At 68.9% G+C, this 25,189-nt stretch carries 26 protein-coding genes and 1 pseudogene; 15 read left to right on the top strand and 12 right to left on the bottom strand.

All coding sequences use genetic code 11. The features are described 5' to 3' along the window. Positions 1-19: 19 nt before the first annotated feature. On the top strand, positions 20-601 hold the full coding sequence (locus GTH33_RS04930) for an LOG family protein (protein WP_163957346.1): 582 nt from the start codon (positions 20-22) through the stop codon (positions 599-601). After that, positions 591-1,529, top strand: a complete 939-nt coding sequence (locus GTH33_RS04925; RefSeq protein WP_163959601.1) for a phytoene/squalene synthase family protein — start codon at positions 591-593, stop codon at positions 1,527-1,529. The genes GTH33_RS04930 and GTH33_RS04925 overlap by 11 nt, the downstream gene beginning before the upstream one ends. A gap of 15 nt (positions 1,530-1,544) precedes the next feature. On the opposite strand, the gene GTH33_RS04920 is transcribed toward GTH33_RS04925, so the two are convergent. Next, entirely contained in the window at positions 1,545-1,775 is a 231-nt protein-coding gene (locus GTH33_RS04920) for a hypothetical protein (protein ID WP_163957345.1), read from the bottom strand. Positions 1,776-1,872: 97 nt separating this feature from the next. Here GTH33_RS04920 and GTH33_RS04915 point away from each other — a divergent pair, with 97 nt between their 5' ends. Then, the gene (locus tag GTH33_RS04915; RefSeq protein WP_163957344.1) at positions 1,873-3,720 is read left to right on the top strand and encodes an ABCB family ABC transporter ATP-binding protein/permease; all 1,848 of its coding nucleotides are present in this window, start codon (positions 1,873-1,875) and stop codon (positions 3,718-3,720) included. A gap of 9 nt (positions 3,721-3,729) precedes the next feature. Here GTH33_RS04915 and GTH33_RS04910 read toward each other — a convergent pair whose 3' ends face one another. Next, positions 3,730-4,845, bottom strand: a complete 1,116-nt coding sequence (locus GTH33_RS04910; protein WP_163957343.1) for a hypothetical protein — start codon at positions 4,843-4,845, stop codon at positions 3,730-3,732. On the opposite strand from GTH33_RS04910, the gene recQ reads away from it, so the two are divergent. The 3 genes from recQ (at position 4,823) to GTH33_RS04895 (ending at position 7,750) form a co-directional block, all read left to right on the top strand. After that, entirely contained in the window at positions 4,823-6,592 is a 1,770-nt protein-coding gene (gene recQ / locus GTH33_RS04905; RefSeq protein ID WP_163957342.1) for a DNA helicase RecQ, read from the top strand. The genes GTH33_RS04910 and recQ overlap by 23 nt on opposite strands. A 287-nt stretch (positions 6,593-6,879) precedes the next feature. After that, positions 6,880-7,314 carry a TIGR01244 family sulfur transferase gene (locus tag GTH33_RS04900; RefSeq protein ID WP_163957341.1) on the top strand — a complete coding sequence of 145 codons (435 nt, stop codon included), beginning with the start codon at positions 6,880-6,882 and terminating at the stop codon, positions 7,312-7,314. A 7-nt stretch (positions 7,315-7,321) separates the two neighbouring features. Next, positions 7,322-7,750, top strand: a complete 429-nt coding sequence (locus GTH33_RS04895; RefSeq protein WP_249055001.1) for a hypothetical protein — start codon at positions 7,322-7,324, stop codon at positions 7,748-7,750. Positions 7,751-7,810: 60 nt separating this feature from the next. Here GTH33_RS04895 and GTH33_RS04890 read toward each other — a convergent pair whose 3' ends face one another. Beyond that, entirely contained in the window at positions 7,811-8,884 is a 1,074-nt protein-coding gene (locus GTH33_RS04890; protein WP_163957340.1) for an alkene reductase, read from the bottom strand. 52 nt (positions 8,885-8,936) lie between these two features. On the opposite strand from GTH33_RS04890, the gene GTH33_RS04885 reads away from it, so the two are divergent. From GTH33_RS04885 to GTH33_RS04860, 6 genes are all read left to right on the top strand, one after another. Then, positions 8,937-9,887, top strand: coding sequence for a DMT family transporter (locus GTH33_RS04885; RefSeq protein WP_163957339.1), 951 nt, complete (start codon positions 8,937-8,939; stop codon positions 9,885-9,887). Further along, positions 9,884-10,537 (top strand): COQ9 family protein, encoded by a 654-nt coding sequence (locus tag GTH33_RS04880; protein WP_163957338.1) that lies wholly within the window; start codon positions 9,884-9,886, stop codon positions 10,535-10,537. Before GTH33_RS04885 ends, GTH33_RS04880 begins: the two co-directional genes overlap by 4 nt. A gap of 140 nt (positions 10,538-10,677) precedes the next feature. Further along, positions 10,678-10,968, top strand: coding sequence for a FeoA family protein (locus GTH33_RS04875; protein ID WP_163957337.1), 291 nt, complete (start codon positions 10,678-10,680; stop codon positions 10,966-10,968). Positions 10,969-10,981: 13 nt separating this feature from the next. Beyond that, entirely contained in the window at positions 10,982-12,841 is a 1,860-nt protein-coding gene (gene feoB / locus GTH33_RS04870; RefSeq protein ID WP_163957336.1) for a ferrous iron transporter B, read from the top strand. A 24-nt stretch (positions 12,842-12,865) separates the two neighbouring features. Next, entirely contained in the window at positions 12,866-13,441 is a 576-nt protein-coding gene (ssb, locus tag GTH33_RS04865) for a single-stranded DNA-binding protein (protein ID WP_163957335.1), read from the top strand. 119 nt (positions 13,442-13,560) lie between these two features. Continuing rightward, the gene (locus GTH33_RS04860) at positions 13,561-15,033 is read left to right on the top strand and encodes a sensor histidine kinase (protein WP_163959600.1); all 1,473 of its coding nucleotides are present in this window, start codon (positions 13,561-13,563) and stop codon (positions 15,031-15,033) included. A gap of 154 nt (positions 15,034-15,187) precedes the next feature. On the opposite strand, the gene GTH33_RS04855 is transcribed toward GTH33_RS04860, so the two are convergent. The 4 genes from GTH33_RS04855 to metX form a co-directional block, all read right to left on the bottom strand. Continuing rightward, positions 15,188-15,592 (bottom strand): response regulator, encoded by a 405-nt coding sequence (locus tag GTH33_RS04855; protein ID WP_163957334.1) that lies wholly within the window; start codon positions 15,590-15,592, stop codon positions 15,188-15,190. A 92-nt stretch (positions 15,593-15,684) separates the two neighbouring features. Further along, positions 15,685-16,272, bottom strand: coding sequence for a methionine biosynthesis protein MetW (gene metW / locus GTH33_RS04850; protein WP_163957333.1), 588 nt, complete (start codon positions 16,270-16,272; stop codon positions 15,685-15,687). Next, a complete protein-coding gene (locus GTH33_RS04845; protein ID WP_163957332.1) occupies positions 16,269-16,700 on the bottom strand; it encodes a GNAT family N-acetyltransferase in 432 nt (143 codons plus the stop codon). Before GTH33_RS04845 ends, metW begins: the two co-directional genes overlap by 4 nt. After that, on the bottom strand, positions 16,697-17,812 hold the full coding sequence (gene metX, locus GTH33_RS04840) for a homoserine O-acetyltransferase MetX (protein ID WP_163957331.1): 1,116 nt from the start codon (positions 17,810-17,812) through the stop codon (positions 16,697-16,699). Before metX ends, GTH33_RS04845 begins: the two co-directional genes overlap by 4 nt. A 61-nt stretch (positions 17,813-17,873) precedes the next feature. On the opposite strand from metX, the gene hisC reads away from it, so the two are divergent. Both hisC and GTH33_RS04830 read left to right on the top strand, forming a co-directional pair. Beyond that, positions 17,874-18,968, top strand: a complete 1,095-nt coding sequence (gene hisC, locus GTH33_RS04835; RefSeq protein WP_163957330.1) for a histidinol-phosphate transaminase — start codon at positions 17,874-17,876, stop codon at positions 18,966-18,968. Then, complete coding sequence (locus tag GTH33_RS04830) at positions 18,968-19,873, top strand: prephenate/arogenate dehydrogenase family protein (RefSeq protein ID WP_163957329.1); 906 nt, start codon at positions 18,968-18,970, stop codon at positions 19,871-19,873. Before hisC ends, GTH33_RS04830 begins: the two co-directional genes overlap by 1 nt. A gap of 158 nt (positions 19,874-20,031) precedes the next feature. Here the strand turns inward: GTH33_RS04830 and GTH33_RS04825 are convergent, their stop codons facing one another. From GTH33_RS04825 to ftsE, 4 genes and pseudogenes are all read right to left on the bottom strand, one after another. After that, positions 20,032-20,715 carry a lysophospholipid acyltransferase family protein gene (locus GTH33_RS04825; protein ID WP_163957328.1) on the bottom strand — a complete coding sequence of 228 codons (684 nt, stop codon included), beginning with the start codon at positions 20,713-20,715 and terminating at the stop codon, positions 20,032-20,034. Beyond that, entirely contained in the window at positions 20,712-21,248 is a 537-nt protein-coding gene (locus tag GTH33_RS04820) for a YdcF family protein (protein WP_163957327.1), read from the bottom strand. The genes GTH33_RS04825 and GTH33_RS04820 overlap by 4 nt, the downstream gene beginning before the upstream one ends. Continuing rightward, on the bottom strand, positions 21,245-22,063 hold the full coding sequence (locus GTH33_RS18400) for a cell division protein FtsX (RefSeq protein ID WP_243848375.1): 819 nt from the start codon (positions 22,061-22,063) through the stop codon (positions 21,245-21,247). The genes GTH33_RS04820 and GTH33_RS18400 overlap by 4 nt, the downstream gene beginning before the upstream one ends. Positions 22,064-22,162: 99 nt before the next feature. Further along, positions 22,163-22,864, bottom strand: a pseudogene (ftsE, locus tag GTH33_RS04810) (cell division ATP-binding protein FtsE); the annotation flags it as partial. Positions 22,865-23,034: 170 nt separating this feature from the next. Between ftsE and GTH33_RS04805 the strand changes: the two are divergent. Continuing rightward, a complete protein-coding gene (locus GTH33_RS04805; RefSeq protein WP_163957326.1) occupies positions 23,035-23,793 on the top strand; it encodes an MJ0042-type zinc finger domain-containing protein in 759 nt (252 codons plus the stop codon). Here the strand turns inward: GTH33_RS04805 and GTH33_RS04800 are convergent. Further along, positions 23,765-25,132, bottom strand: a complete 1,368-nt coding sequence (locus GTH33_RS04800; RefSeq protein WP_163957325.1) for an MATE family efflux transporter — start codon at positions 25,130-25,132, stop codon at positions 23,765-23,767. The two genes, GTH33_RS04805 and GTH33_RS04800, sit on opposite strands and share 29 nt — an antisense overlap. Positions 25,133-25,189: the final 57 nt, after the last annotated feature.

The following is a 25,189-nucleotide window of genomic DNA, read 5'->3' as shown; positions in this document are numbered from 1 at the left end:
TCGGCGTAGCGGCTGCGCCATGAAACGCCTCGCCATCTATTGCGGCTCCGCCACGCCCGCCGACCCCGTCTATATCGAATCCGCCCGCGCGATCGGGCGGACATTGGCCGAACGCGGCATCGGCGTCGTCTATGGCGGCGGGCGCCTGGGGCTGATGGGTGCGATCGCGGACAGCGCGCTGGCCGCGGGCGGCGAGGTCATCGGCGTGATCCCGCAGGCGCTGGTCGATGCCGAGGTCGCGCACCGCGGCCTGAGCGAATTGCACGTCGTCGAGGGCATGCATGCGCGCAAGGCGGCCTTCACCGATCTTGCCGACGGGTTCATCACCATCCCCGGCGGCACCGGCACGATGGACGAGCTGTGGGAGGCGCTGAGCTGGGCGCAGCTGGGCTATCACGCCGATCCGGTCGGGCTGCTCAACGTCGCGGGCTATTACGATCACCTGATCGCCTTTTGGGAAAAGTCGGCGGAGGTCGGGTTCCTGCGGCCGCAGCATCGCGACCTGCTGATCGTCGACGACACGCTCGATGGCCTGCTGGACAAGATGGCGCGCCACGTGCCGACGCAGCCGATCGTCCGGATGAAGACGTCTGACCTCTAGCGCGCTGCCCAGCCGCGACGCGATCGTCGCGACCGCGCACGAATCGATCGCGCGCGGATCGAAGAGCTTTGCCGCGGCGAGCCTGTTGTTCGATGCACGGACGCGCGAGCGCGCGTGGCTGCTCTATGCCTGGTGCCGCGCGTGCGACGATATCGCGGACGGACAGGACCATGGCCATACCATGTCGGTGGTCGAGGATGCGCCCGCCCGGATCGCGGCGATGGCGACGCTGACCGATGCCGCCCTGGCGGGCGCGGTGATCGGCATCCCCGCCTTCGACGCGCTGCGGATCGTCGCTGCCGAGACGCGGTTGCCGGCACGCTATGCCCACGATCTGATCCAGGGGTTCCGGCTGGACGCGCAAGGCTGGCGGCCGCGGACCGAGGACGACCTGCTCACCTATTGCTATCATGTCGCCGGCGTCGTCGGCTGCATGATGGCGGTGATCATGGGTGTGTCGCCCGACGACGATGCGGTGCTGACGCGGGCGTGCGACCTGGGGCTGGCATTCCAGCTGGCGAACATCGCACGCGACCTGGAGGAGGATGCCGCGGCGGGGCGCTGCTACCTGCCGACCGCGTGGCTCGCGGAACTGGGGATCGCGCCCGATGCGGTGATGGCGGATCGGGCGAAGCTGGCGGTCCTGTCGCGCCGGCTGACCGACCGCGCCGCGCAGTTCGAGGCCAGCGCGCGGATCGGCACGCGGGCCTTGCCGTTCCGATCCGCCTGGGCGGTGCTGGCCGCGGCGGAGATCTATGGGGCGATCGGGCGGACGGTCGCCGGTCGCGGCGAACGGGCGTGGGACGCGCGGGTCACGACGTCGAAGGCGGACAAGTTGCGCTTCATCGCCAAGGCGTGGGTCGATGCGCGAGGCCGGTCCGCGTTGCCGGACGTGCCGCGCGATCGAGGGTTATGGCATCGCCCCTGACCCCCGGTGCGGGCGTCAGAGGGTGCGGAGCTTCGAGTCCGTCTTTGCGATCTGGGCGCCGGCCGTGCGGCAGGCCGCACCGATCATCGGATAGGGTACGTCGGTGTTGCGCGCGAGCTGGTCTGGCAGAGCGGCGCGGCATTGTGCCATCGACTGGTAGCGGGTCGGGACGATCCGAGCCTCGGTGCACTGGACGTTGCCATCCGCGCAGCCCATGATCGCCATGACGTAGAACAGGGGTTCCATATTCGCCTCACTCTCACCCGGTAAAATCCGTGGAGGTGGCATTATGTTCCGTCCGCTCGCTTTCGCGCCGGTGCGGCCGTGCCTACATACGGCGGCAATGCCTCCGATCGATCCGACCAATCACACCCGCGCCGACCAGCCGCTGCTGCCGACGCTTCGCCGCTTCCTGCCCTATCTGTGGCCCGCGGGTCAGGCCGGGCTGAAGGCGCGGATCGTCGGGGCGATGACGCTGGTCGTGATGAGCAAGCTCGTCCAGGTGTTCGGCGCGTCTTATACGCTGAAATATGCCGTCGATCGCATGGCGGTGGGGGATCGCGGGCTGGCGACGGTCGTGATCCTGCTGGTCGTCGGCTATGCGGCGTCGCGATTCTCGACGACGCTGTTCGACAATGCGCGCAACGCGGTGTTCGAACGGGTCGGGCAGGATGCGACGCGGCGGCTGGCGGCCAACGTCTTTCGCCATTTGCACGGGCTGTCGCTGCGCTTCCATCTGGAGCGGCGCACTGGCGCGGTGACCAAGGTGGTCGAGCGCGGCACCAAGAGCATCGATACGATGCTGTATTTCCTGCTGTTCAACATCGCGCCGACGGTGCTGGAACTGACGCTGGTGCTGGGCATCTTCTGGCACAGCTTCGGCTGGCCGCTGGTCGCCGCGACAGTGGCGATGGTCGCGGTGTATATCCTGTTCACGCAGAAGGTGACCGACTGGCGCAATGCGCTGCGCGCGCGGATGAACGACCTCGACACCGGCGCGGTCGCGCACGCGGTGGATTCGCTGCTGAATTTCGAGACGGTAAAATATTTCGGCGCCGAAGAGCGCGAGGCGAAGCGCTACGACGCCGCCATATCCGCCTATGCCGCCGCGGCGACCAAGTCGGAGAACAGCCTGGCGTGGCTCAACGTCGGGCAGGCGCTGATCACCAACCTGATGCTGGGCGGCGGCATGGCCTATGTCGCGTGGGGATGGAGCCAGGGGCGGTTTTCGGCGGGCGACGTCGTGTTCGTCTCGACGTTGCTGTCGCAGCTGTTCCGGCCGCTCGACCTGCTCGGCATGGTCTATCGCACCATCCGCCAGGGGGTGATCGACATGGCGAGCATGTTCGCGCTGATCGACACGCCGGCGGAGGTGACCGACATGCCCGGCGCCGCGCCGCTGGCGATCGCGCGGGGGCATGTGCGGTTCGAGGGCGTGCGCTTCGGCTACGATCCCGAGCGCGAGATCCTGCACGGGCTCGACCTCGATATCCCGGCGGGCAGCACCGTGGCGGTGGTCGGCCCTTCTGGCGCGGGCAAGTCGACACTCGCGCGGCTGATGTACCGCTTCTACGACGTCGACCAGGGGCGCATCACGATCGACGGGCAGGACATCCGCGACGTGCAGCAGGGGTCGCTGCGCGCAGCGATCGGCATCGTGCCGCAGGATACCGTGCTGTTCAACGACACGATCGGCTACAACATCGGTTACGGGCGCGAGGGCGCATCGCAGGCGGAGATCGAGGGTGCGGCGGCGGGCGCCGCGATCGCCGGCTTCATCGAACGCCAGCCCGACGGTTACGCGGCGCGCGTTGGCGAGCGCGGCCTGAAACTGTCGGGCGGCGAAAAGCAGCGCGTCGCGATCGCGCGGACGCTGCTCAAGAACCCGCCGATCCTGATCCTCGACGAGGCGACGAGCGCGCTCGACAGCCGGACCGAGGCGGACATCCTGGCGACGCTGCAGGCGATCGAGCGGGGTCGCACCACGATCGTCATCGCGCACCGCCTGTCGACGGTGGTCCATGCCGACCAGATCGTCGTGCTCGACGGCGGCGTGGTGGCGGAACGCGGCACGCATGGCGAGTTGCTGCGGCTGGGCGGCCTGTACGCCGAGATGTGGGCGCGCCAGGCACAGGAGCGCGACGAGGACGACGTGGCGGGCGCCAGCGAGGGTGCGCTGGCGGCGGAGTAGATGTCCGAATCAGCCGGCGCAGGTGAGGTGGACGAGGCCGGCGTTCCGGTCGAACACGATCGACGAGCAGTGCCGTAGCTGGTCCGCGCCAAGCGAGATAGTGTCGCGGCGCATATCCCGCTTCTTGCCCTTCGCGGTGACGACGATCTCGTCCGGGTCGGTAGCGGGTGCGGCAACGTCGCCGTCGCGGATCACGGCGGTGCTGCCGAAATCGCCGGTGCGTGCGCCGAGGCGGTCGATCGCCAGTGCACCGAGACGAAACGGCCGTCTGAGCGCAAGGTCGCGTACCGGCCGTTCCACGCCGAAGAAGATCTCGGTCGCCCGCCCTTCCCCCGACAGCATGCCGTCATACGCCTGCGCGAGGCGCACCGCCGCACCCGCGGTCGCCAGCGTCCGTGCGTGATGCGGGTCGAAGCGCACCCGCATCGGCGCGCCGCCGACATCGACGATGCCGATTGCCGCCACCCAGCCTGCGCCAAACAAGGTCATCGGAAAGCCGAGCTTTTCGAGCCGCATCGTGACGGTACTTTCCCCCGCTTGCGCCGGGCGCAGGGCAAAGCGCACGACCGGCTCGGGCAGACTGCCCGGGCCGATCGAGCCGTCGGCGACCGCCGCGAACGGACGTTGGGTCCAGCCGATCCGCTGCTTTTCCGGCTTGCCGCCGCCGTAAGCGATCCGCACGACCTGCGTCTGCGACATCACCAGGGTCGGCCCGACGTTGAAGCCGAAGCCGATTCCCAGCTTCCTTCCCATCCGGAAACCGCGCTGCGTGGCGATCGCGTCGGATACCAGGGGCATGCCGGGTGCCGCGGGATCGATCCTCAGGCGGATCGGTTCGCCGTTCAATCGCACCTCGATGATCCCGTCGCCGGTGACGACGCGTTCCTGCGGTGCTGGCGCGGCCCCGACAAGCAGAAGGGCCGCGGTCGCCGTCATCGTCATCGTCATCGTCCGTCGTATCACGGCCATCCCCCTGCTTCGAAACCGGGAGAAGAGCGGAGCGATCGTGTCGTTTCGGTGGCGCAATCGTGAATCATGGCCGATACGGTCGAGAAATCCTGCGCCTCGACGCTGGCCCGCCGTCCCCCTACATGGCGCGGTGATGATCCCCGATCCCCTGCCCACATTGTCGCGCGTCTTTGGTTTCCCGGGTTTTCGGGGCGTGCAGGAGGACGTGGTCAGCCGCGTACTGGCGGGGGAGCGGACGCTGGGGGTGATGCCGACCGGGGCGGGCAAGTCGCTGTGCTATCAGCTGCCCTCGGTCATGCTGGAGGGAACCTGCGTCGTCGTCAGCCCGCTGATCGCGCTGATGCACGACCAGCTGCGCGCCGCCGAGGCGGTGGGTATCCGCGCGGCGACGCTGACGAGCGCCGACCAGAACCGGGCGGAATCGATCGCGCGGTTCAGGGCCGGCGAACTCGACCTGCTCTATATCGCGCCCGAACGCGCCTCTACCGGGCATTTCCGCGAGCTGCTGGGATCGGCGAGGCTCAGCCTGTTCGCGATCGACGAGGCGCATTGCGTCAGCGAATGGGGGCATGACTTCCGCCCCGACTACCGGTTGCTGGCACCGTTGATGGATGCGTTTCCCGACGTGCCGCGGCTGGCGCTGACCGCCACCGCCGATGCGCATACCCGCAGCGACATCCTGCAACAGCTGGGCATCCCGCAGGACGGGCTGATCGTGTCCGGGTTCGACCGGCCCAACATCCGCTATGCGATCAGCCCCAAGGCGAACACGACGAAGCAGATCGCCGACGTCATCGCCGCGACGCCCGGCCCCGGCATCGTCTATGCGCAGACCCGCGCCGCGACCGAGAAGCTGGCCGAGGCGCTCGGCCGCACCGGGCGGCCGACGCGCGCCTATCACGCCGGGCTCGACGCGCACATCCGCCAGAAGAACCAGGCCGATTTCGTCGCGTCGGAGGACATGGTGATCTGCGCCACGGTCGCGTTCGGGATGGGGATCGACAAGCCCGACGTGCGCTTCGTCGCGCATGCCGGCCTGCCCAAGTCGATCGAGGCCTATTACCAGGAAACGGGCCGCGCCGGGCGCGACGGCGATCCGGCGGTGGCGCACCTGTTCTGGGGCGCGGAGGATTTCGCCCGCGCCCGCCAGCGGATCGGCGAGGTCGAGCCGGAGCGGCAGCAGGGCGAGCGCACGCGGCTGGCGGCGCTGGGTGCGCTGGTCGAGACGGCGGGATGCCGGCGGCGCATCCTGCTGAAGCATTTCGGCGAGGACCGGCTGGAGGATTGCGGCAATTGCGACAATTGCCTGGGGTCGCCCGATGCGATCGACGCGACGCAGACCGCGTGCAAGTTCCTGTCGGCGGTCTTTCGCACCGGGCAGCTGTTCGGCGCCGGCTATGTCGAGCAGGTCCTGCTGGGCCAATCGACCGACCGCAGCGTCGATCGCGGGCATGAGGCGCTGTCGGTCTGGGGCATCGTCGAGGGTGAGGAGGCGGCGTTGATCAAGCCGGTCGCACGCGCGCTGCTGCTGCGCGACGCGTTGCGCACCAACGCGCATGGCGGGCTGGAATTCGGGCCGGGCGCGCGGCCGATCCTGAAGGAGGGCGCGCGGGTGACGCTGGTCGTCCCGCCCAAGCGCACGCGCAGCCGCAAGCGCGATGCCGGCGTCGCCGCCAACCCGGCGGACCATTCGCTGTTCGAGGCGCTGCGCACCTGCCGCCGCGATCTGGCGAAGGAGGCGGGGGTGCCGCCCTATGTCATCTTCCACGATTCGGTGCTGCGCGAGATGGCGGCGCAACGGCCGGGCAGCCGCGCGGAGCTGATGCACCTGTCGGGGATCGGCGCGCGCAAGCTGGATGCCTATGGCGATGCGTTCCTGGCGGTGATCCGTTCCGCGGCGTGATCGGGTTCACGTGAAGACATGAAGCCGCGAAGAGGCAGAAGGGGATTCACGCGGAGGCGCGGAGACGCGGAGGTGTTCCGCTCATGGCCGCGGCGGCCTTTCATCATCAGCGGCTCGTAATGAGAACGGTGCTGCCGCGCACGAAACACCTCCGCGCCTCCGCTTCTAGGCGCGAATCATTCTTCTTTCTGCTTCCGTCTGAAAATCGCCGGAAAAAAGATCGACGAAACGATCCGAAGCCGACCAAAGCAGCTGACGCGGCACGGCTGATCGCGTATCGGCACCGGATGGCCGACATCCGCACCATCAACGAATCCGTCAGCGTCGCACCGCAGATCACGGTCGACGACATCGCCGCGATCAAGGCGGCGGGGTTCGTCGCGATCGTCAACAACCGCCCCGACGAGGAAGAGGCGGGCCAGCCGGCCGGCGAAACGATCCGCGCCGCGGCCGCCGCCGCCGGCCTTGCCTATACCGCGATCCCGATCACCCACGCCGGCTTTTCGCACCCGCAGATCGATGCGATGACGCAGGCGCTGGTCGAGGCCGACGGCCCGGTGCTCGCCTATTGCCGGTCCGGCACGCGCAGCTGCAACCTGTGGGCGCTCGCCGCAGCCAAGGCGGGGCGCAACCCCGAATTGCTGGTCGGACAGGCCGGCGCCGCCGGCTACGACCTGTCGGGCATGCGGCCGACGCTGGACGCGCTCGCCGGCGGCCGGTGAGCCGCACGTGACCGATCGGGGGATCATCATCGGGATCGTCGCGGCGATCGCAACGGCGCTGGCGCTGGCGATCGTCGCCTGGCTGCTGCTGCGTCGACGGACGGCGCGCATCGCCAGTCCCGAGGAGGCGGCCGAGGCGGCCGAACAGGCGCTGGCGGGTTTCGATACGCAGGGCGCCGTCGTCGGTGCCGATGGCGGCGGCGCGCTGGCGGTGGACCGGGCCGGCCGCGTCGCGGTGATGAAGCGCGACGGCAAGCAGATCGCGGTGCGCGAGGTCGCGTGGGTGGCGCTGCGCTCGACGGCGGAGGGTATCCTGATCGATACCGGCGAGCGCCGGCTGGGCGAGGTGCTGGTCGCCGGCGTCGATGCGCTGGACGTCCGCCGGCTGGCGCCCGCCGACCTCAGGCGACTGGTGCCCGAACTGCGTCGCGCCTGAACCGGTCGGTCGATCGGGAATTGTGCGCGCTCCCCCGCTGACGGGGGGAGCGCGCAGCGATCAGGCGGCCTGCGTCTCCAGCGCCGGATAGTCGGTGTAGCCCTCGGGCCCTGCGGTGTACCAGGTCTTCATGTCGTCCGCGTTGAGCGGCGCGCCGGTGCGCAGGCGTTCGACGAGGTCGGGATTGGCGATGAACCTGCGGCCAAAGGCGATGCCGTCCGCCACGCCGGAATCGAGATCGGCCTGCGCACCCTCGAGGCTGTAGTCCTGATTGAGGATCAGAGGCCCCTTGAACACCTTGCGGATCGCGGGCGACAGCTTGGGCACGTCGGTCTTGCCGAAGGTGCCGTCCGGCGCCTGTTCGCGCAGTTCGAGGAAAGCGATGCCGAGCGCGTCGAGCGCGGCGGCGGCGGGGACGAAGACGCTGGCGGGATCGCTGTCGTCGGCGCCCTGCGTCTCGCCATTGGGCGACAGGCGGATGCCGGTGCGGCCCGCGCCGATCGCATCGATCACCCGCGCCACCGATTCCTGCATGAAGCGGATGCGGTTTTCAGGGCTGCCGCCATAGGCGTCGTCGCGCAGGTTGGTGCCGTCGCGCAGGAACTGGTCGATCAGATAGCCATTGGCGCCGTGCAGCTGCACGCCGTCGAAACCGGCCCGGATCGCGTTGGTCGCGGCCGACGCATAATCGTCCTGCGCGCGCTTGATGTCGTCCAGCGTCGCCGCCTGCGCCTCGCCATACGGATTTTCGGGTTTGTGATAGGGCGCGCGGGTCGCCGAGGACGACAGCGGCGTCATGCCGATCACGTCGGGACGGGCAAGCCGGCCCATATGCCAGATCTGCGCGACGATCCGGCCGCCGGCCGCGTGCACCGCGTCGGTCACCGGCTTCCACGCCTCGACCTGCGCGTCGGTCCACAGGCCGGGCGCGTTGGGCCAGCCGAGACCCTGGCGGCTGATGCCGGTGCCTTCGGTGATGATCAGGCCGGCACCGGCGCGCTGGCGGTAATAGTCGACCATGATGTCGGTCGGCACATGGTCGTCGGTCGCGCGACCACGGGTCAGCGGGGCCATGAGGATGCGGTTGGCGGCGGGAATGTCGCCCAGCTGGATGGGATCGAAAAGGCTCGGCATGGTTGCTCCGTAAGTGGCCTGACGAGCGGGAAATAGGCGGCTACAGGGCGGCATGCATCAGGCGAGGCCTCAAAGAAATTCTGTCCCGGCGGCAACGCAGACGGTTGACGCTACGGCATCCAGAGGTCTGGCGTTCGCGGCGCTGATCGTCGCCAATGTCGCGCTGGCGTTCGGGCCGTGGTTCGTCCGCCTCGCCGACGTCGGACCGGTCGCGGCGGGGTTCTGGCGGATCACGCTCGCCATCCCGTTCCTTGCCGCGTTCGCACTCGCCGGCGGCGCGCGGCCGGTGCGCATGCCGGTGGCGCTTTGGCTGATGCTGGCGGCGGGCGGCATCGCCTTTGCTGCGGACCTCGGCAGCTGGCACCTCGGTATCGTCCGCACGACGATGACCAACGCCACGCTGTTCGGCAACGCCGCCATCCTGATCTATCCGATCTACGGCTTCCTCGCCGCGCGCGCATGGCCGACGCGCACGCAGGGGCTGGCGCTGGCCCTCGCCGCGGTCGGCGCGGCGCTGCTGATGGGTCGATCCTATCAGGTCGATCCGCGCAACCTGGCGGGCGACCTGCTCTGCATCGTCGCGGGCATCCTCTATACCGTCTATTTTATCGTCATGGCGCGGGTGCGCGCGACGATGCGGCCGCTGCCGGCACTGACGCTGTCGAGCGCCGCCACCGCGCTGCCGCTGCTGGTGTTCGCCGTGCTGCTGCACGAACAGGTGGTGCCGCAGCAATGGACGCCGCTGCTCGGGCTGGCGCTGGTCAGCCAGGTGCTGGGCCAGGGCTGCATGATCTTCGCGCTCGGCCAATTGTCGCCGCTGGTGGTCGGCATCGCGCTGCTGATCCAGCCGATCGTCGCCGGCGCGGTCGGCTGGATCGAATATGGCGAGCGGTTGCAGGGACCGGATTGGGTCGGCGTCGCGTTGGTCGCTGTGGCACTGGTGCTGGTGCGCCGCGCCGAGGTTGCGCCGGCGAGGCCGGTGGCGCAGGAGGTGGCAGCATGACGCAGGACCTGACACTCGACGAGATCCGCGACGCGCTCGCGCGCGGCATCGCGGACAATGCGGCGTTCGACGGCTGGGGTGATGCCGCGCGCGACATGGCGGCCGAGGCGGCCGGCATCGATACCGACGTGGCGCGACTCGCCTTTCCCGGCGGCGCGGTCGACATGATCGATGCCTGGTTCGCCGCGATCGACCGGCAGATGGCGGACGCGCTGCCACCGCCCATGCTAGCCGGGATGAAAGTTCGCGCGCGGATCACGGCGCTGGTCGAGGCGCGGCTGGATGCGGTGGCAATCAACCGCGAATCGCTGCGCCGCGCGCTGGCGATCCTGGCGCTGCCGCAGAACGTCGGCCGAGCCGCGCGGCTGGGCTGGCGCAGCGTCGACCTGATGTGGCGGATGGCCGGCGACACCGCGACCGACTACAATCATTACACCAAGCGTACGATCCTGCTTGGCGTGTACGGCGCGACGGTGACGGTGTTCCTGGACGACGACACCGAGGGCCATGCCGACACGCGCGCATTCCTGGCGCGGCGTATCGATGGCATCATGCGGTTCGAGAAGAGCAAGGCGGCGTTCGTGAAACGCTACGAACATCGGCCCAGCCTGTCGCGCTTCGTCGGGCGGCTGCGCTACCCGGTGGTATAGGCCCGGTGGTATAGGCGGCACCGTCGCTCCGACGGTCGCCGCAGCGACCGCGATGAAACGTTGCCGATCCTGACATTTCCGCGATGAAGCGCATGCGCGCCGCTTTACTCCCCCCGGCGTAAATGATAATCACTCGCATCATGGATATGTCGCGTAGCATCGTTCCTGCCCTCGACTCCGGCTTCGACCTCACTTCGCTGCCCCGCCGCCAGCCTGCCACCGTGGCGGCGATCGACTGGACCCGGCTGGCGCAGCCCGAAGCGCGCCGCCTGCGCGAACTCGGTTTCGACGAGGGCGTACCGGTCGAGGTGCTGCATCGTGCCTCGCTCGGCAGCGGCCCGATCGCCTGCCGGATCGGCCGGATGACCGTCGCGTTGCGCCGCGCGGTCGCGGGTGCGATCCACGTCGCGCCGGCGCTGCCCGCCGAATAACCCGCCCGACATCGTGCACGCATCCCCGCTGGTCGCGCTCGTCGGCAATCCCAATGCCGGCAAGAGCGCGCTGTTCAACGCACTGACCGGTGCGCGGCAAAAGGTCGGCAATTATCCCGGCGTCACCGTCGAACGCCATTCGGGCCGGCTGGTGATGGACGATGGCCGCCCGGTCGAACTGATCGACCTGCCCGGCGCCTATAGCCTCGAACCATCCAGCCCCGACGAGCGGGTCACCCGCGACGTCGTCACCGGCGCGAGCAGCCTGGAACGGCTGCCCGACGCGCTGGTCGTCGTGGTGGATGCCGCCAACCTCGACAATCACCTGCGCTTCACGTTGCAGCTGATCGCGCTCGGCCTGCCGGTGGTGGTGGCGCTCAACATGGTCGACCTGGCGGAACGCGACGGCTTGACGCTCGATGCCGACGTGCTGGCGCGCGAACTGGGCGTTCCGGTCATCGCGACGGTCGCGGTCCGCAAGCGCGGCTTGGACACGTTGCGCGCCGCGCTCGACAGCGCACTGGCGGTGGGCGGCAAGCGGACGCCCGACGTGGGCGCCGGCACGCAGGACGACATCGTCCATCTGCAACGCCGCGCACGCCAGATCGCGACCGCGGCGACCGTGTCGGAGACAGCGGGGCGGCGCTGGGCGCACATGCTCGATTCGGTCGCGCTGCATCCCGTCGCGGGGCCGGTACTGCTGGTGACGATCCTGTTCGTGATGTTCCAGGCGGTGTTCACCTGGGCCACCGTGCCGGCGGACGCCATCGATGCGGGCTTCGGGTGGTTGCAGGATGCGATCAAGGGCGTGATGCCCGACGGGTTCGCGCGATCGCTGCTGACCGACGGGCTGATCGCCGGCGTCGGTGCGGTCATCGTGTTCCTGCCGCAGATCCTGATCCTGTTCCTGTTCATCCTGGTGCTCGAATCGTCGGGCTACATGGTCCGGGCGGCATTCCTGATGGACCGGCTGATGGCGACCGTCGGACTGTCGGGCCGGGCCTTCATCCCGCTGCTGTCCAGCTTCGCCTGCGCGGTGCCCGGCATCATGGCGACGCGGGTGATCGAGGACGAGAAGGACCGGCTGACGACCATCCTGATCGCGCCGCTGATGACGTGCAGCGCGCGCTGGCCGGTCTACACGCTCATCATCGGCGCGATGATCCCCAACATGCCGCTGGCGCCGTTCGTGCGGTTGCAGGGCGTGGTGATGTTCGGGCTGCTGGTGATCGGCATCGCCGGTGCGTATGTCGCGGCGCTGGTGCTGCGGCGGACGGTGACCAAGGGCGCCTCGTCCGGGTTCATGATGGAGATGCCGAAATACCAGGTGCCGCGCATCGGCGACGTGCTGATCGGCCTGTGGCAGCGCGCGATCATCTTCCTGAAACGCGCCGGCACCATCATCGCCGCGACCACCGTCGTGCTGTGGCTGCTGCTGAGCTTTCCCAAGCCGCCGGAGGGCAGCGGCATCAGCCCGGTCGATTATTCGATCGGCGGGCGCATCGGCCACGGCATCGAATATGTCGTCAAGCCGATCGGCTTCAACCGCGACATCGCGCTGGCGCTGCTGCCGGCGATGGCGGCGCGCGAGGTCGCGGTGTCGGCGATCGGCACCGTCTATGCGATCGACGACAAGGACGGCAGCGGTACCGACCGGATCACCGACCAGATCCGCGGCCGCTGGACGCTGCCGACCGCGCTGGCGTTCCTGATGTGGTTCGTCTTCGCACCGCAGTGCATATCGACGATCGCGGTCACCCGTCGCGAGACGAACGGGTGGAAGTGGCCGTTGTTCATGGTTGGCTATTTGTTCGCCGCCGCCTACATCATGGCCGGACTCACCTATTGGCTGGCGGTGTTCGCCGGCCTGTAGGTTCAAATTTTTTCGGGGCATTTCATGGCGGGCAGCGTCAACAAGGTCATTCTCGTCGGCAACCTGGGGCGCGACCCCGAATCGCGATCGTTCCAGAACGGCGGCAAGGTCGTCAATTTGCGCATCGCCACGTCCGAATCGTGGAAGGACAAGATGTCCGGCGAGCGCAAGGAAAAGACCGAATGGCATTCGGTCGCGATCTTCAACGAAGGCTTGGCGAACGTCGCCGAACGGTTCCTGCGCAAGGGATCGAAGGTGTATATCGAGGGCGCGCTGCAGACCCGCAAATGGCAGGACCAGCAGGGCAACGACAAATATTCGACCGAGATCGTGCTGCAGGGCTTCAACAGCGTCCTGACGATGCTGGATGGTCCGCAGGGCGGTGGTGGTGGCGCTGGCGGCCGTAGCGGCGGCGGCGGTGACGACTGGGCCGGCGGCGACGATTTCGGTGGCGGATCGTCGTCGGGCGGCGGCGGCTATGGCGGCGGCAATCGTGGCGGCGCGCCGTCGGGCGGCGGCAATCGCGGTGGCGGCGGCGGCGGCGGCTTTGGCCAGGGTGGAGGCTTCGCCGACGATCTCGACGACGACGTGCCGTTCTGAACACGCCGCCGGCCCCGTCACTCGACCCGGCCCTCGTTTGCGAGAGCGCTGCACCCGCGGCTGCGGCCGCGCCGATCGCGCGCGGGTGGCAGGTGGACGAGGCCATCCGCGCGGCGGCGATGGATGCCTATGACCTCGAATCGCTGCGCAACAGCGCCGCGCTGAACCGGATCACCGACTTCGCCGCGGCACTGTGCGAGGCGCCCGTGGCGTTGGTCAGCCTGGTTGAGGAAACCCGCCAGACCTTCATCTCGCGCAGCGGGCTCGACATCACCGAGACGTCGCGGGAGACGTCGTTCTGCGCGCACGCGATGCTGGGCGACCACATCATGGTCGTACCGGACGCGACGCGCGATCCGCGCTTCGTCGACAATGCGCTGGTGACCGGCGACCTCCACATCCGCTTCTACGCCGGGGCGCCGCTGATCTCGGACGACGGCATCCCGCTGGGATCGCTGTGCGTGATCGACACCAAACCGCGCGAAGGGCTGACCCCGCTGCAGATGCAGGGATTGTCGACGCTGGCGGACAATGTGATGGCTCGGCTGCGCGACAGCCGCGACGCCGCGGCATGGCGCGCCACGGAGCGGGACACCCGCCGCCGATTGATCGACAGCGAGGACCGTTTCCGCACGCTGGCGGATACGATGCCGCAGATGGTGTGGTCGACGCTGCCCGACGGCTATCACGATTATTACAACGCGCGCTGGTACGAATTCACCGGCACGCCGCAGGGATCGACCGATGGCGAGGGATGGAACGACGTGTTCCATCCGGACGACCAGGAGCGCGCCTGGGCCGTGTGGCGCGATTCGCTGACGACCGGCAACCCGTACCAGATCGAATATCGGCTGCGCCATTTTGACGGCACCTATCGCTGGGTGCTGGGGCGCGCGCTGCCGATCCGCGACGATACCGGGCGCATCACGCGGTGGTTCGGCACCTGTACCGATATCCACGAACAGAAGCTGGCGCTGCACGAGCGCGAGGTCATCAGCCAGGAGCTGTCGCACCGGATCAAGAACATCTTTGCGGTGATTTCCGGCCTGATTTCGTTCGCGGCGCGCAGCCGGCCCGATTTCGCGCCGATCGCCGCCGACCTGCGTCAGCGCATCACCGCATTGGGCCGCGCGCACGATTTCGTCCGCCCGCACAGTCCGGCATCGCGGCCATCGGCGCAGCAGGACAGTCTGCACGGCCTGCTCGGCGAATTGTTCGAACCCTATCGCCGCGACGATCGCCTGCCGATCACGATCACCGGCGACGAGATCGCGATCGACGACCGGTCGGCGACTCCGCTGGCGCTGCTGTTCCACGAACTGGCGACCAACGCGACGAAATATGGTGCGCTGTCGACGCACGACGGAGCGGTGGACATCGCCATCGCGCGCGATGGCCCCCTGGTGACGATGCGCTGGAGCGAACGCGGCGGTCCGGTGGTGGTCGAACCGGTGGGTGTACAGGGGTTCGGCAGTCAGCTGATCGAACTATCGGCCGTCCGCCAGTTGGGCGGTACGGTCACGCGCGAATGGCGGGCGGCGGGCCTGGTGATGACGGTGTCCGTCCCGCTGACGGCGTTCAGCCGGACCTAGATTCAAGCGACATACACGGCGATATCCTGCTCCACGGTTTGGCGTGGGTACCGGCAGCATGTTGCGTCGATCTTGCCGGTGTATGCCTGTGTCGCGAAGGCCTGGCGGCGGGACGCCGGCCGCCAATCATCGATGTCGGTGGGTCTCAGGATGGTCAGCCGGCCGCCGGCCTGAGCATCACGACGTCGTCGTTGGCAGGCGCCACGTCATGGTCGTCGCTGGCCATCGCTGCTGCCGCCAGGATCGCCGCCTCGCTGAACGGCTTGCGAATGTAACCGATGGCGCAGTCGCCCTCGCAATCGATCTGCGACGGGTTGGCGGTGACGAACACGACCTTCATCCCGTAATCGCGGGCCATGCGCTCGGCGATGCCCGGTCCGGTCGGACCATCGCGGAGGTTGACGTCGACGAAGGCGAAGCCACACCCCGGCGCAGCTTCGATCGCGCTGGCACTATCGGCAGCGATCCCGGCGACATGATAACCCGCGTCGACGAGGATACGCTCCAGGTCGAGGGCTACGAAGATCTCGTCCTCGACGATCAAAGCGGTCTTGGTCATGGTGATCCTAGGCTTGGCTTAGCCAAACAGAGGTTAAGCCTATTGGTTCCGCCATCAATCCAATAAATGTTCGATTCCGACATTTTATCCGGTCAGCGCCGCAGCAGGAATACGGCATGCTGGGCCAGCAGGTTGGCCGCCGCGGAGCTGCGCTGGCGATCGCCGGAGAGGAACCACGCGTCCTCGACCACGACGCGACGCGCATGCAGGAACGCGCGGAAATCGTCGATGGTCACGTGGTGGATGTTCGGCGTGTCATACCATTGTTCGGGCAGCTGCCGCGTCACCGGCATGCGGCCACCCCACAGCAGCGACAGGCGGATGCGCCATTGGGCGAAGTTGGGGAAGCTGACGAAGGCGCGGGCGCCGATGCGCAGCAGGTGGTCGAGCACGACATCGGGCGCGCGCGCGGTCTGCAACGTCTGGCTGAGGATCGCATAGTCGAAGCTGCGATCGGGATAGCCGGCGAGATCGACGTCCGCGTCGCCCTGGATCACCGACAGGCCGCGCCCGACCGCGGCGGCGACGTTGCCGGCATCGATTTCCAGCCCACGTGCATCGCAGCCGCGACGGTCGCGCAGCGCCGCCATCAGCGCGCCGTCGCCACAGCCGACGTCGAGCACCCGCGCGCCCGGCGCGACATGGTCGGCGATCACCGCCAGATCGGGACGCAGGCTCATGGTGCCATCCGCAGCATCGCCGCCGCATCCGCCGACAGACGCTCCATGTAGCGATCGGGACGAAGCGGCGGATGAAATCCAAGCGCCGCATAGACCCCGTGCGCATCGGCGGTGACCAGCGCGATACGGCGGATACCGGCGAACCGGGGGTGATCGACGAACCAGCCGACCATCCGCCGCCCCAGCCCCTGGCCGCGGGCAGGGACGTCGATCCAGACGTCGGCGATCCAGGCAAAGGTCGCGTGATCGGTGATCGCGCGCGCATAGCCGACCTGTTCGCCGTCGCGATAGGCGCCCAGGCAATGCGAGCCGGCGATGGCACGCTCGACCAGCGCGCGGTCGATACCCGGCGACCAGTAGCTCGATGCGAGCCAGCCATGCACCCGCGCGACGTCGAGCCGCGCGCGGTCGTCGTCCAGTTCGATCATCGTCCCCCCTTCAGGAACCCGTCGACGACGCGGTTCATCTCCGGCGCATCGAGCAGGAAAGCGTCATGGCCATAGGGGCTGGACAGTTCGACGAAGCTGACCGGCGCTCCGGCGGCGTTGAGCGCCTGAACGATGCTGCGCGATTCGATCGTCGGGTACAGCCAGTCGGTATCGAAGCTGACGAGGCAGAAGCGCGCGCGGGTGGCGCGAAAGGCATTGGCGAGCAGCCCGCCATGTTCCTCGGCAAGGTCGAAATAGTCCATCGCGCGGGTGATGTAGAGATAGCTGTTGGCATCGAACCGGTCGACGAAGCTCAACCCCTGGTGGCGCAGATAGCTTTCGACCTGAAAATCGGCGTCGAAGCCGAAGCTCTTCGCCTCGCGCGCCTGCAGGCGCCGGCCGAACTTCTCGGTCAGGCCGGCTTCCGACAGATAGGTGATGTGGGCGGCCATGCGCGCGACGGCGAGGCCCGCCGCCGGCGGTTCGCCGCCATAATAATCGCCGCCGGCCCAGGTCGGATCGGCCATGATCGCCTGTCGCCCGACCTCGTGGAAGGCGATGTTCTGCGCGGTGTGGCGGGCGGTGGAGGCGATTACCACGACGGCGCCGACGCGGTCCGGGAAGGTCGCGGGCCAACTGAGCGCCTGCATCCCGCCCATCGAACCGCCCACCACCGCCTTCAGCCGGTCCACGCCGAGGTGGTCGAGCAGCATCGCCTGCGCCCGCACCATGTCGCGGATGGTGATGACCGGAAAGGCCATGCCCCACGGCCGTCCGGTCGCCGGGTTGATGCTGGCCGGGCCCGACGATCCCATGCAGCTGCCCAGCACGTTGCTGCAGACGATAAAGTCGCGCGCAGGGTCGATCGGCTTGCCCGGGCCGATCATCCGCGTCCACCAGCCGGGTTTGCCGGTCCGCGGATGGTCCGATGCGACATGCTGGTCGCCGGTCAACGCATGGCAGATCAGGATCGCATTGCCGCCATCGGGCGCCAGCGTGCCATAGGTTTCGTAGGCGATGTCGACCGGCGACAGCAGCACGCCGCCATCGAGGCGCAGCGGCCCCGGCAACGTCGCCTGGCGGGACAGCCCGAAGCGCATATCGTCCGACATGGACGGTTCGCTAGGGCGCTCCGCTTGTCAACGCAAGCCGCCGCCCGCTAAGGCCACATCCATGACCGCACCTGCCCCCAAGCCGTGGATCCTCGGCATCGCGCCCTATATTCCCGGCCGTGCCACCAGCGAGGACGGCCGCAAGGTCGCCAAGCTGTCGTCGAACGAAAACCCGTTCGGCACGCCGGAGGCCGCCCGCGCCGCCTATCGCGACGCGGCGACGCAGCTGGAACGCTACCCGGATGCCGCCGCGGTCGACCTGCGTGCCGCGCTGGCGGCACATTACGGGGTCGAGGCGGACCGGCTGATCTACGGCACCGGATCGGACGAGGTGCTGCACCTCGCCGCCGGGACCTTCGCGGGGCCGGGCGACGAGATCATCCACGTTCGCTACGGCTTTGCCGTGTACGAGATCGCGACCCGCCGCGTCGGCGCGACGCCGGTCGTGGTCGCCGACCGCGACTATGCGACCGATGTCGATGCGATCCTGGCGGCAGTGACAGAGCGGACCAAGGTCGTGTTCGTCGCCAATCCCAACAATCCGACCGGCACCTATTCGGCCCGCGACGATATCGCGCGGCTGCATGCCGGCCTGCCGCGATCGGTGCTGCTGGTCCTCGACCAGGCCTATACCGAATATCTTGAGCCGGAGGACGACGACGGCGGGCTGGAACTCGCCCGCACCCAACCCAACGTGCTGGTGACGCGCACCTTTTCCAAGATCTTCGGCCTGGCGTCGGAGCGGGTCGGCTGGGGCTATGCGAGTGCGGAGATCATCAATGCGATGCACCGCATCCGTGCCCCGTTCGCGTTCAGCGTCGGCGCGCAGGCGGCCGCGATCGCGGCGCTGGGCGATGCGGACTTCGTCGCGCACAGCCGCAGCCACAATCGCATGTGGCGCGGATGGTTCGCCGAACAGGTCGATGCCCTGCCCGGCCTGCGCGCGGTGCCGAGCAAGGCCAATTTCGTGCTGGTGCTGTTCGAGGGCGCGGTGACCGCCGAGGTCGCGTACAAGGCGCTGATGGCGGCAGGCTATGCGACCCGCTGGCTGCCCGGCCAGGGATTGCCGCACGGATTGCGCATCACGATCGGCACCGAAGCGGAGATGCGCGACGTGGTCGCCGTGCTGCGGACCGAGGTGGAACGCGCCGCCTGATGCTGCCGTTCGCGCGCGTCACCATCATCGGCCTGGGGCTGATCGGATCGTCGGTCGCGCGCGGCGTGCGGGCGGCGATGCCGACGGTGCGCATCACGGGCTATGATGCCGACCCGGAGGTGCGCGGGATCGCCGACCGCATCGCACTGGCCGACGATATCGCCGACAGCGCAGGCGCCGCGGTGATCGATGCGGATCTGGTGATGCTGTGCGTCCCCGTCGGCGCGATGGGCGCGGTGGCCGCCGAATTCGTCGACGATCTGCCGCCCGATGCGATCGTCAGCGACGTCGGCGGTTCGAAGGAAAGCGTGCTCGCCGCGTTGCGCGCCGTGTTGCCGGACGCGACGATCGTCCCGGGCCATCCCGTGGCGGGTACCGAACATAGCGGTCCCGAGGCCGGCTTCGCGACGCTGTTCCGGGGCCGCTGGTGCATCCTGACGCCGGAAGACGGCACGCCCGACGCCCCCGTCGTGCGCCTGCGCACCTTTTGGGAAACGCTCGGCGCGCAGGTCGAGATCATGACCCCGAAGCACCACGACCTGGTGCTGGCGGTGACCAGCCACGTGCCGCACCTCATCGCCTATTCCATCGTGGGCACCGCCAGCGACCTGGAAGAAGTGACGCAGTCCGAGGTCATCAAATTTTCTGCGGGCGGCTTTCGGGATTTCACGCGGATCGCCGCATCCGACCCGGTGATGTGGCGCGATGTCTTCCTCAACAATCGCGAGGCGGTGCTGGAGATCCTCCAGCGGCTGACCGAGGATGTGACGATGCTGCAGCGCGCGATCCGCTGGGGCGACGGCGACCAGTTGTTCGATCTGTTCACCCGCACCCGCGCCATCCGTCGTTCGATCATCGAACAGGGGCAGGACGATGCCAAGGCCGACTTCGGGCGGAGCCACTAGGGTTCACGTCGACGCGCTGGCACCCTGTCTCGCGCACCAGCCCTCACGGCCCGACGAGGCGGATGAGGGCGACGCGCGTGGCGGCGCGAGGCCTTCCCCTCCGCCCCGGCCCTCGTGCGAGGCCCCCTGTTACGAGCGTGTTGGCGCGAGCGATCCCGCTAGCGATCCAGCACGTTGATCGCGGCATGCACGCGCTCTTCGATCTCGGCGCGCGGCAGGCCCGCCGGGATCACCTCGCCCAGGCGGATCGTCACCACGCCGGGGCGCTTGGCGCCCCGCTTGGGCCACACCATTCCGGTATCCAGCGCGATCGGCACCACCGGCAGCCCGAGCGCGCGATACAGGCCGGCGAAACCCGATTGCAGCGGCGGCCGCTCACCCGGCGACACCCGGGTGCCTTCGGGATAGATCAGGATAGAGCGCCCTTCCGCTTTCAGCGCCTTGGCGTCGCGCATCATCGATCGCAGCGCGCCGGCCGATGCCTCGCGATCGGCGACGATGCCGCCATATCGCATCGCCGCCCAGCCCCAGAACGGGAGCTTGCTGAGTTCGCGCTTGATGACCATCGCCGGTCCACCGAGCACCAGTTGCAGTTCCAGCGTTTCGAACATCGCCTGATGCTTGGCGGCGAAGAACAATGCGCCGGCCGGCACCTGCCCCTCCACCACCACGCGGATGCCCATGACGGTGCGGTACAGCAGCCGGTGCATCAGCGCCCAGACATGCGCGTGGCGGATGACCGCGGCGCGCCCGAACAATGCGGAGATCGGCACGGACAGCACGATCGGCACCGACAGGCCATAGAACAGAATGGAGAACAGGAGGGTCCGCAACCGGTTCAAGCGCCTACTCCCAGCCACAGCGCCGCGCGCCGCAGGATCAGTTTGTTATATTCGTTGACGAGGGTGCCGAGCCGCGGCTGGCTCGGGACGCCATCGCCCAGCACGCGCACGCCCGGCCCCATCGCAGCGCTCAATTCCATACGCGCGCGCGGCACGTGCCAGTCGGACGTCACGAGCCGCACCGTCCGGTAGCCATGGGTCTTCACCCAGGCGGCGGTCTCCTCTCCGTTCGAACGCGTGTCCACCGCATCCGCGCCAAGATCGATGCAGCAGGCGAACAGCGCCGGAGGCGTGCGATATTCGCGCGCCAGATCGATCGGCCGTACCCCGGGGGCAACCCCGGTGACGAGCATCCGCCGCGCCTGCCGCGCTTGCAACAACGCGATGCCGCGATCGATGCGCCCCGCCCCGCCGGTCGGCACGACGATCGCATCGGTGGTGTTCCCCTCCAGCGGCTTGGGCAACAGCAGCATGAACACCGCGAAGCCGAGGCTCCAGGCGAGCGCGACGAGACCCATCAGCCGGACGATCACAGCGACTGCCTCAGCGCGCCGACGATGGTCATCCGTGCCGCCGCCATCGCCAGGACGACGAAGGCGACCGGCAACAGCACCAGCACCGCCCAGTCGCCCGCGCCGAGCGTGATGCCGCCGAGCAATTCCGATCCCAGCGCCGCCAGCCGCGTCCCCAGGAACACCAGCATCGCCAATGCCGCGGCGCTGCCGGCCGCGCCGCCGATCGCCGCATCCAGCGCGATCCGCCGCTGGAACAGCCGGGCGACCTGTACGTCGGTCGACCCGAGCATATGCATCACCTCGATCGTCGCCCGATGCGTTTCCAGCCCGGCGCGCGCGGCGAGCACCACGACCGCGGCGGTGGCGGTGAGCATCAGCACGACGAGGCCGAGGGCCAGCCAGGTCAGCGTGTCCAGAAAGCCGCTGACCGGGGACATCCAGCGCTGGTGGCGATCGACCCGGCTGGCCGGGCCGATCCGCCTTACCGCGGCGACGATGCGGTCGGGATCGGCACCGCTGGCGAGGTCGACGTCGATCATGGCCGGCACCGGCAGGTCGGTGTCGGCGCCGGCGCTGCCCAGCCAGGGTTCGAGCAGGCGGGCCAGTTCGGCGCGATCGACGGCGGTCGCACGCCGGACGTCCGGCAGCGCGCGCAGGACCGCCAGAGTCCGCGCCGCCAGGGCATCGCGCACGACCGGGCTGCCCTCCACGACCTGCACGGTCAGGCGGCCGGCGAGTTGCCGTTCCAGCGCCCGGGCGGACTGGCGCGTGCCAAGGCCGAGCGCGGCGGCGAGGATGGTCAGGAACAGCATGATCGCCATGACCCAGGTCATCGCGCGCAGCCCGCCCGCTTCGTCGAGGACGCGCCGGTCCGCCCCGCTCACGCTGCCACCGTGCCGGTCGAGCCCACCGTCATGCCTGCCGTCATGCCTGCCCCGGGGCGGTGGCGGATAGCGCAGCGATCCGGTCGGGTCGTGCAGCCGCCCCTTGTCCAGACGCATCATCTGCGCGCCCTGCACCCGGCTGAGCAGTTGCAGGTCGTGCGTCGCGACGACGACGGTCGTGCCGAGCTTGTTCAGCGATTCGAACAAATGGATCAGGCGATCGGCCATGTCCGGGTCGACGTTGCCGGTCGGTTCGTCCGCGACCAGCACTTCCGGCCGGCCGATCACCGCACGCGCGATGGCGACACGCTGCTGCTCTCCGCCCGACAGCGTCGCCGGACGCGCGGCGGCGCGCTCCCCCAGACCGACCCAGGCGAGCATCTCGCGCACCGGCTGCTCGATATCCTCTTCCGGCATGCCGGCGACGCGCAGCGGCAGCGCGATATTGTCCCAGGCGGACAGATGCGGCACCAGCCGGAAGTCTTGGAAGACCACGCCGATACGGCGGCGAAAACCGGGTAGCCGGCTGCGCGGCATCGTCACCGCATCCTCGCCGAACAGCCGGATGATGCCGCGGCTGGGCCGCTGCGCGAGGTACAGCAGCTTCAGCAGCGAGGTCTTGCCCGCGCCGCTCGCACCGGTGAGGAAATAAAAGGCGCCGCTGCCCAGCGTGAAGCTGATGTCCGACAGGGTTTCCTGGCCGGTGCCGTATCGCAGCCCAACATTTTCGAACTGCACGATATTTGCCATGTGCCTGGCCGCGACCGCTCCATCAGGAAGCCTGGGGCCGGCCCCAAGCCTTCGCGACAGCCTTCGCATGGGCGGGGCGCGGCTTCAAGCTTGCCAGCATGGCGGCTCACGTGCTTAGAATCGCCCGTGTTGCGGTCATCGTTCCGTGACCCGTCCGTGAAGCGTTGCGCATGATCCTCGAATGCCCCGAATGCAGCACCCGCTACCTGGTGCCCGATAGCGCGATCGGGGCCGAAGGACGCACCGTCCGTTGCGCCAATTGCCGGCATAGCTGGTTTCAGGAGCCGCCGGTTCCCGAACCGGAACCGCCGCTGCCGCTGCAACCGGCGCAGGCGATCGACGATGCGGGCGACGACGAGGGCGAGGATGGCGGCGTGCCGCCGTTCCTAGAACCCGCCGCGATTCCCGCCGCCCGCACGATGCCCCTGCCCGAACCGGTGATCGTACCGCCTGCGGCCGGGTTCGACGCCTTCGCCCACCGCCCGCCATTCCGCACGCGGCGCAATACGTCGCGGCGCTGGACGGTGATCGCGATCGTCGCCGGACTGCTGATGATCGCGGGCGTCGGTGCGATCCTGTTCCTCGGCGCGCCCGGCCTGCTCGCCCAGATCGGCCTGCCGGTGGGCGCGGAGGAATCGCCGCTGCGGCTGAAGGACAATCCGATCGAGCGGCGCGAGCTGGAGAACGGGTCCGAACTGTTCGCGGTGAGCGGCCGCGTCACCAATCCGTCGGGCGAGCGCCAGCGCGTGCCGGATATCCGCGCCGAGCTGCGCGATGCGCAGGGGCGCATCGTCTACAGCTGGACGATCACGCCGCAGCAGCGCACGCTGAACCCCGGCGGATCGATCGACTTCAATTCGGCGAAGCTCGACGTGCCGTCGAATTCGAAGCGGCTGGAGCTCAGCTTCGCCGGAGAAGACGCGAACTGATCTGCGCGAATCGCGCGCCATGCAGGATCGCGGCGGCGAGCATGCCGGCGCCGGATGCCCAGACGAGCGCGGTCGGGCCGATGCCGGCGTGGACCAGCCACCAGCCGATGCCACCGGTGACGACGAAATAGGCGAGGATGCTGTTGACGCCCGCCACCACCTGGTCGCCCAGGCTGCGTAAAGCATAGACCAGCACGACCTGGATTCCGTCGAACACGACGAACGGCGCCCAGCGCGGCAGCATCGACGCGGCGATCCGGTGCACTTCCGCCGTCGCCGGGAAGAGCGCGACGATATCGGCCGCCCCCAGCGCGAGCAGCCCGGCACCGATGCCGAGCGCCGCCGTCGACAGCCCCACGGCGATCAGCGTGCGCCGCACCGCCGCCGCCGGCTGTCCCTCGCCCACCGCATTGCCGGCCCGCACGCCCGCCGCCGATCCCAGCCCGAGCGCCACCCCAAAGGTGACGTTGTGCGCGGAAAAGACGATCTGGAATCCATGCGCCGCCGCATCGCCGAGCTGCGTCGACAAAGCGATCAGTGCCGAAAAGCCCGCGAGTTCTAGGCCCGATGCCACCGCCGGCACCATGCCGAACACCGCAAGGGTCCAGGCACCGCGCGGCACCGCGAGCCAGGCGGCGCGATCGCGGCGAAGGATGCCGCGTTCGCGCGCTTGCGGCAGCGTGACGACGCTCAACACCATGCCCAGCGCGCCGATCAGAGAGGCGATGCTGGTCGCCAGCGCCGCCCCCACCGCGCCCAGGGCCGGCAAGCCGAAATGCCCGGCCGACAGCGCCCAGGCGAGCAATGCGTTGATCGGCAGCACCGCCAGATTGACCACCGTCACCCGGCCCGGCCGGCTGACCCCTTCCAGGAAAAAGGCAGCCGCGACGTTCACCAGCTGGAACGGATAGGCGATGGCAAAGGCGCGCACGACGCGTGCGCTTTCGTCCACGCGGTCGGCGGCGACGCCGAGCGATGCGAGCAACGGTTCGGCGAAGGCCAGGAATATGCCGCCGATCGCCAGCCCCAGGATCAGCCCCAGCAGCAATCCCTCGCGCAGGACGCCGCCGGTGCGCGGCAGGTCGCCCGCCCCGTCGGCCCGTGCCGCCATGACCAGCACGCCCGACAGCCACGCAAGGCCGGTGACGATGCCGACGAAGCCCAGCGCCCGGCTGGCAGCCAGCGCCGCCACCTCTTCGGTGGATACCAGGCCGACGACCATGACGTCGGTGACCTGCAGCAGCGTCCAGTTGAGGCTGGTCAGCATCACCGGCCAAGCGAGCGCGAGCAGCCGCAGCGTTTCGGCGCGCGTCGTCAGAGGAGGATGCGCGCTGGCCATGACGGGCGCGCTACCGGTTTGGCGTGGCGACGAAAAGCGCGATCGTTGCGAAAACGG

Origin of the sequence: Sphingomonas insulae (genome assembly GCF_010450875.1) — a bacterium.
Taxonomy (GTDB): Bacteria; Pseudomonadota; Alphaproteobacteria; order Sphingomonadales; family Sphingomonadaceae; genus Sphingomonas; species Sphingomonas insulae.
The sequence above is the reverse complement of the archived record's forward strand: the minus strand, read 5'-3'. Positions and strand labels throughout refer to the sequence as shown.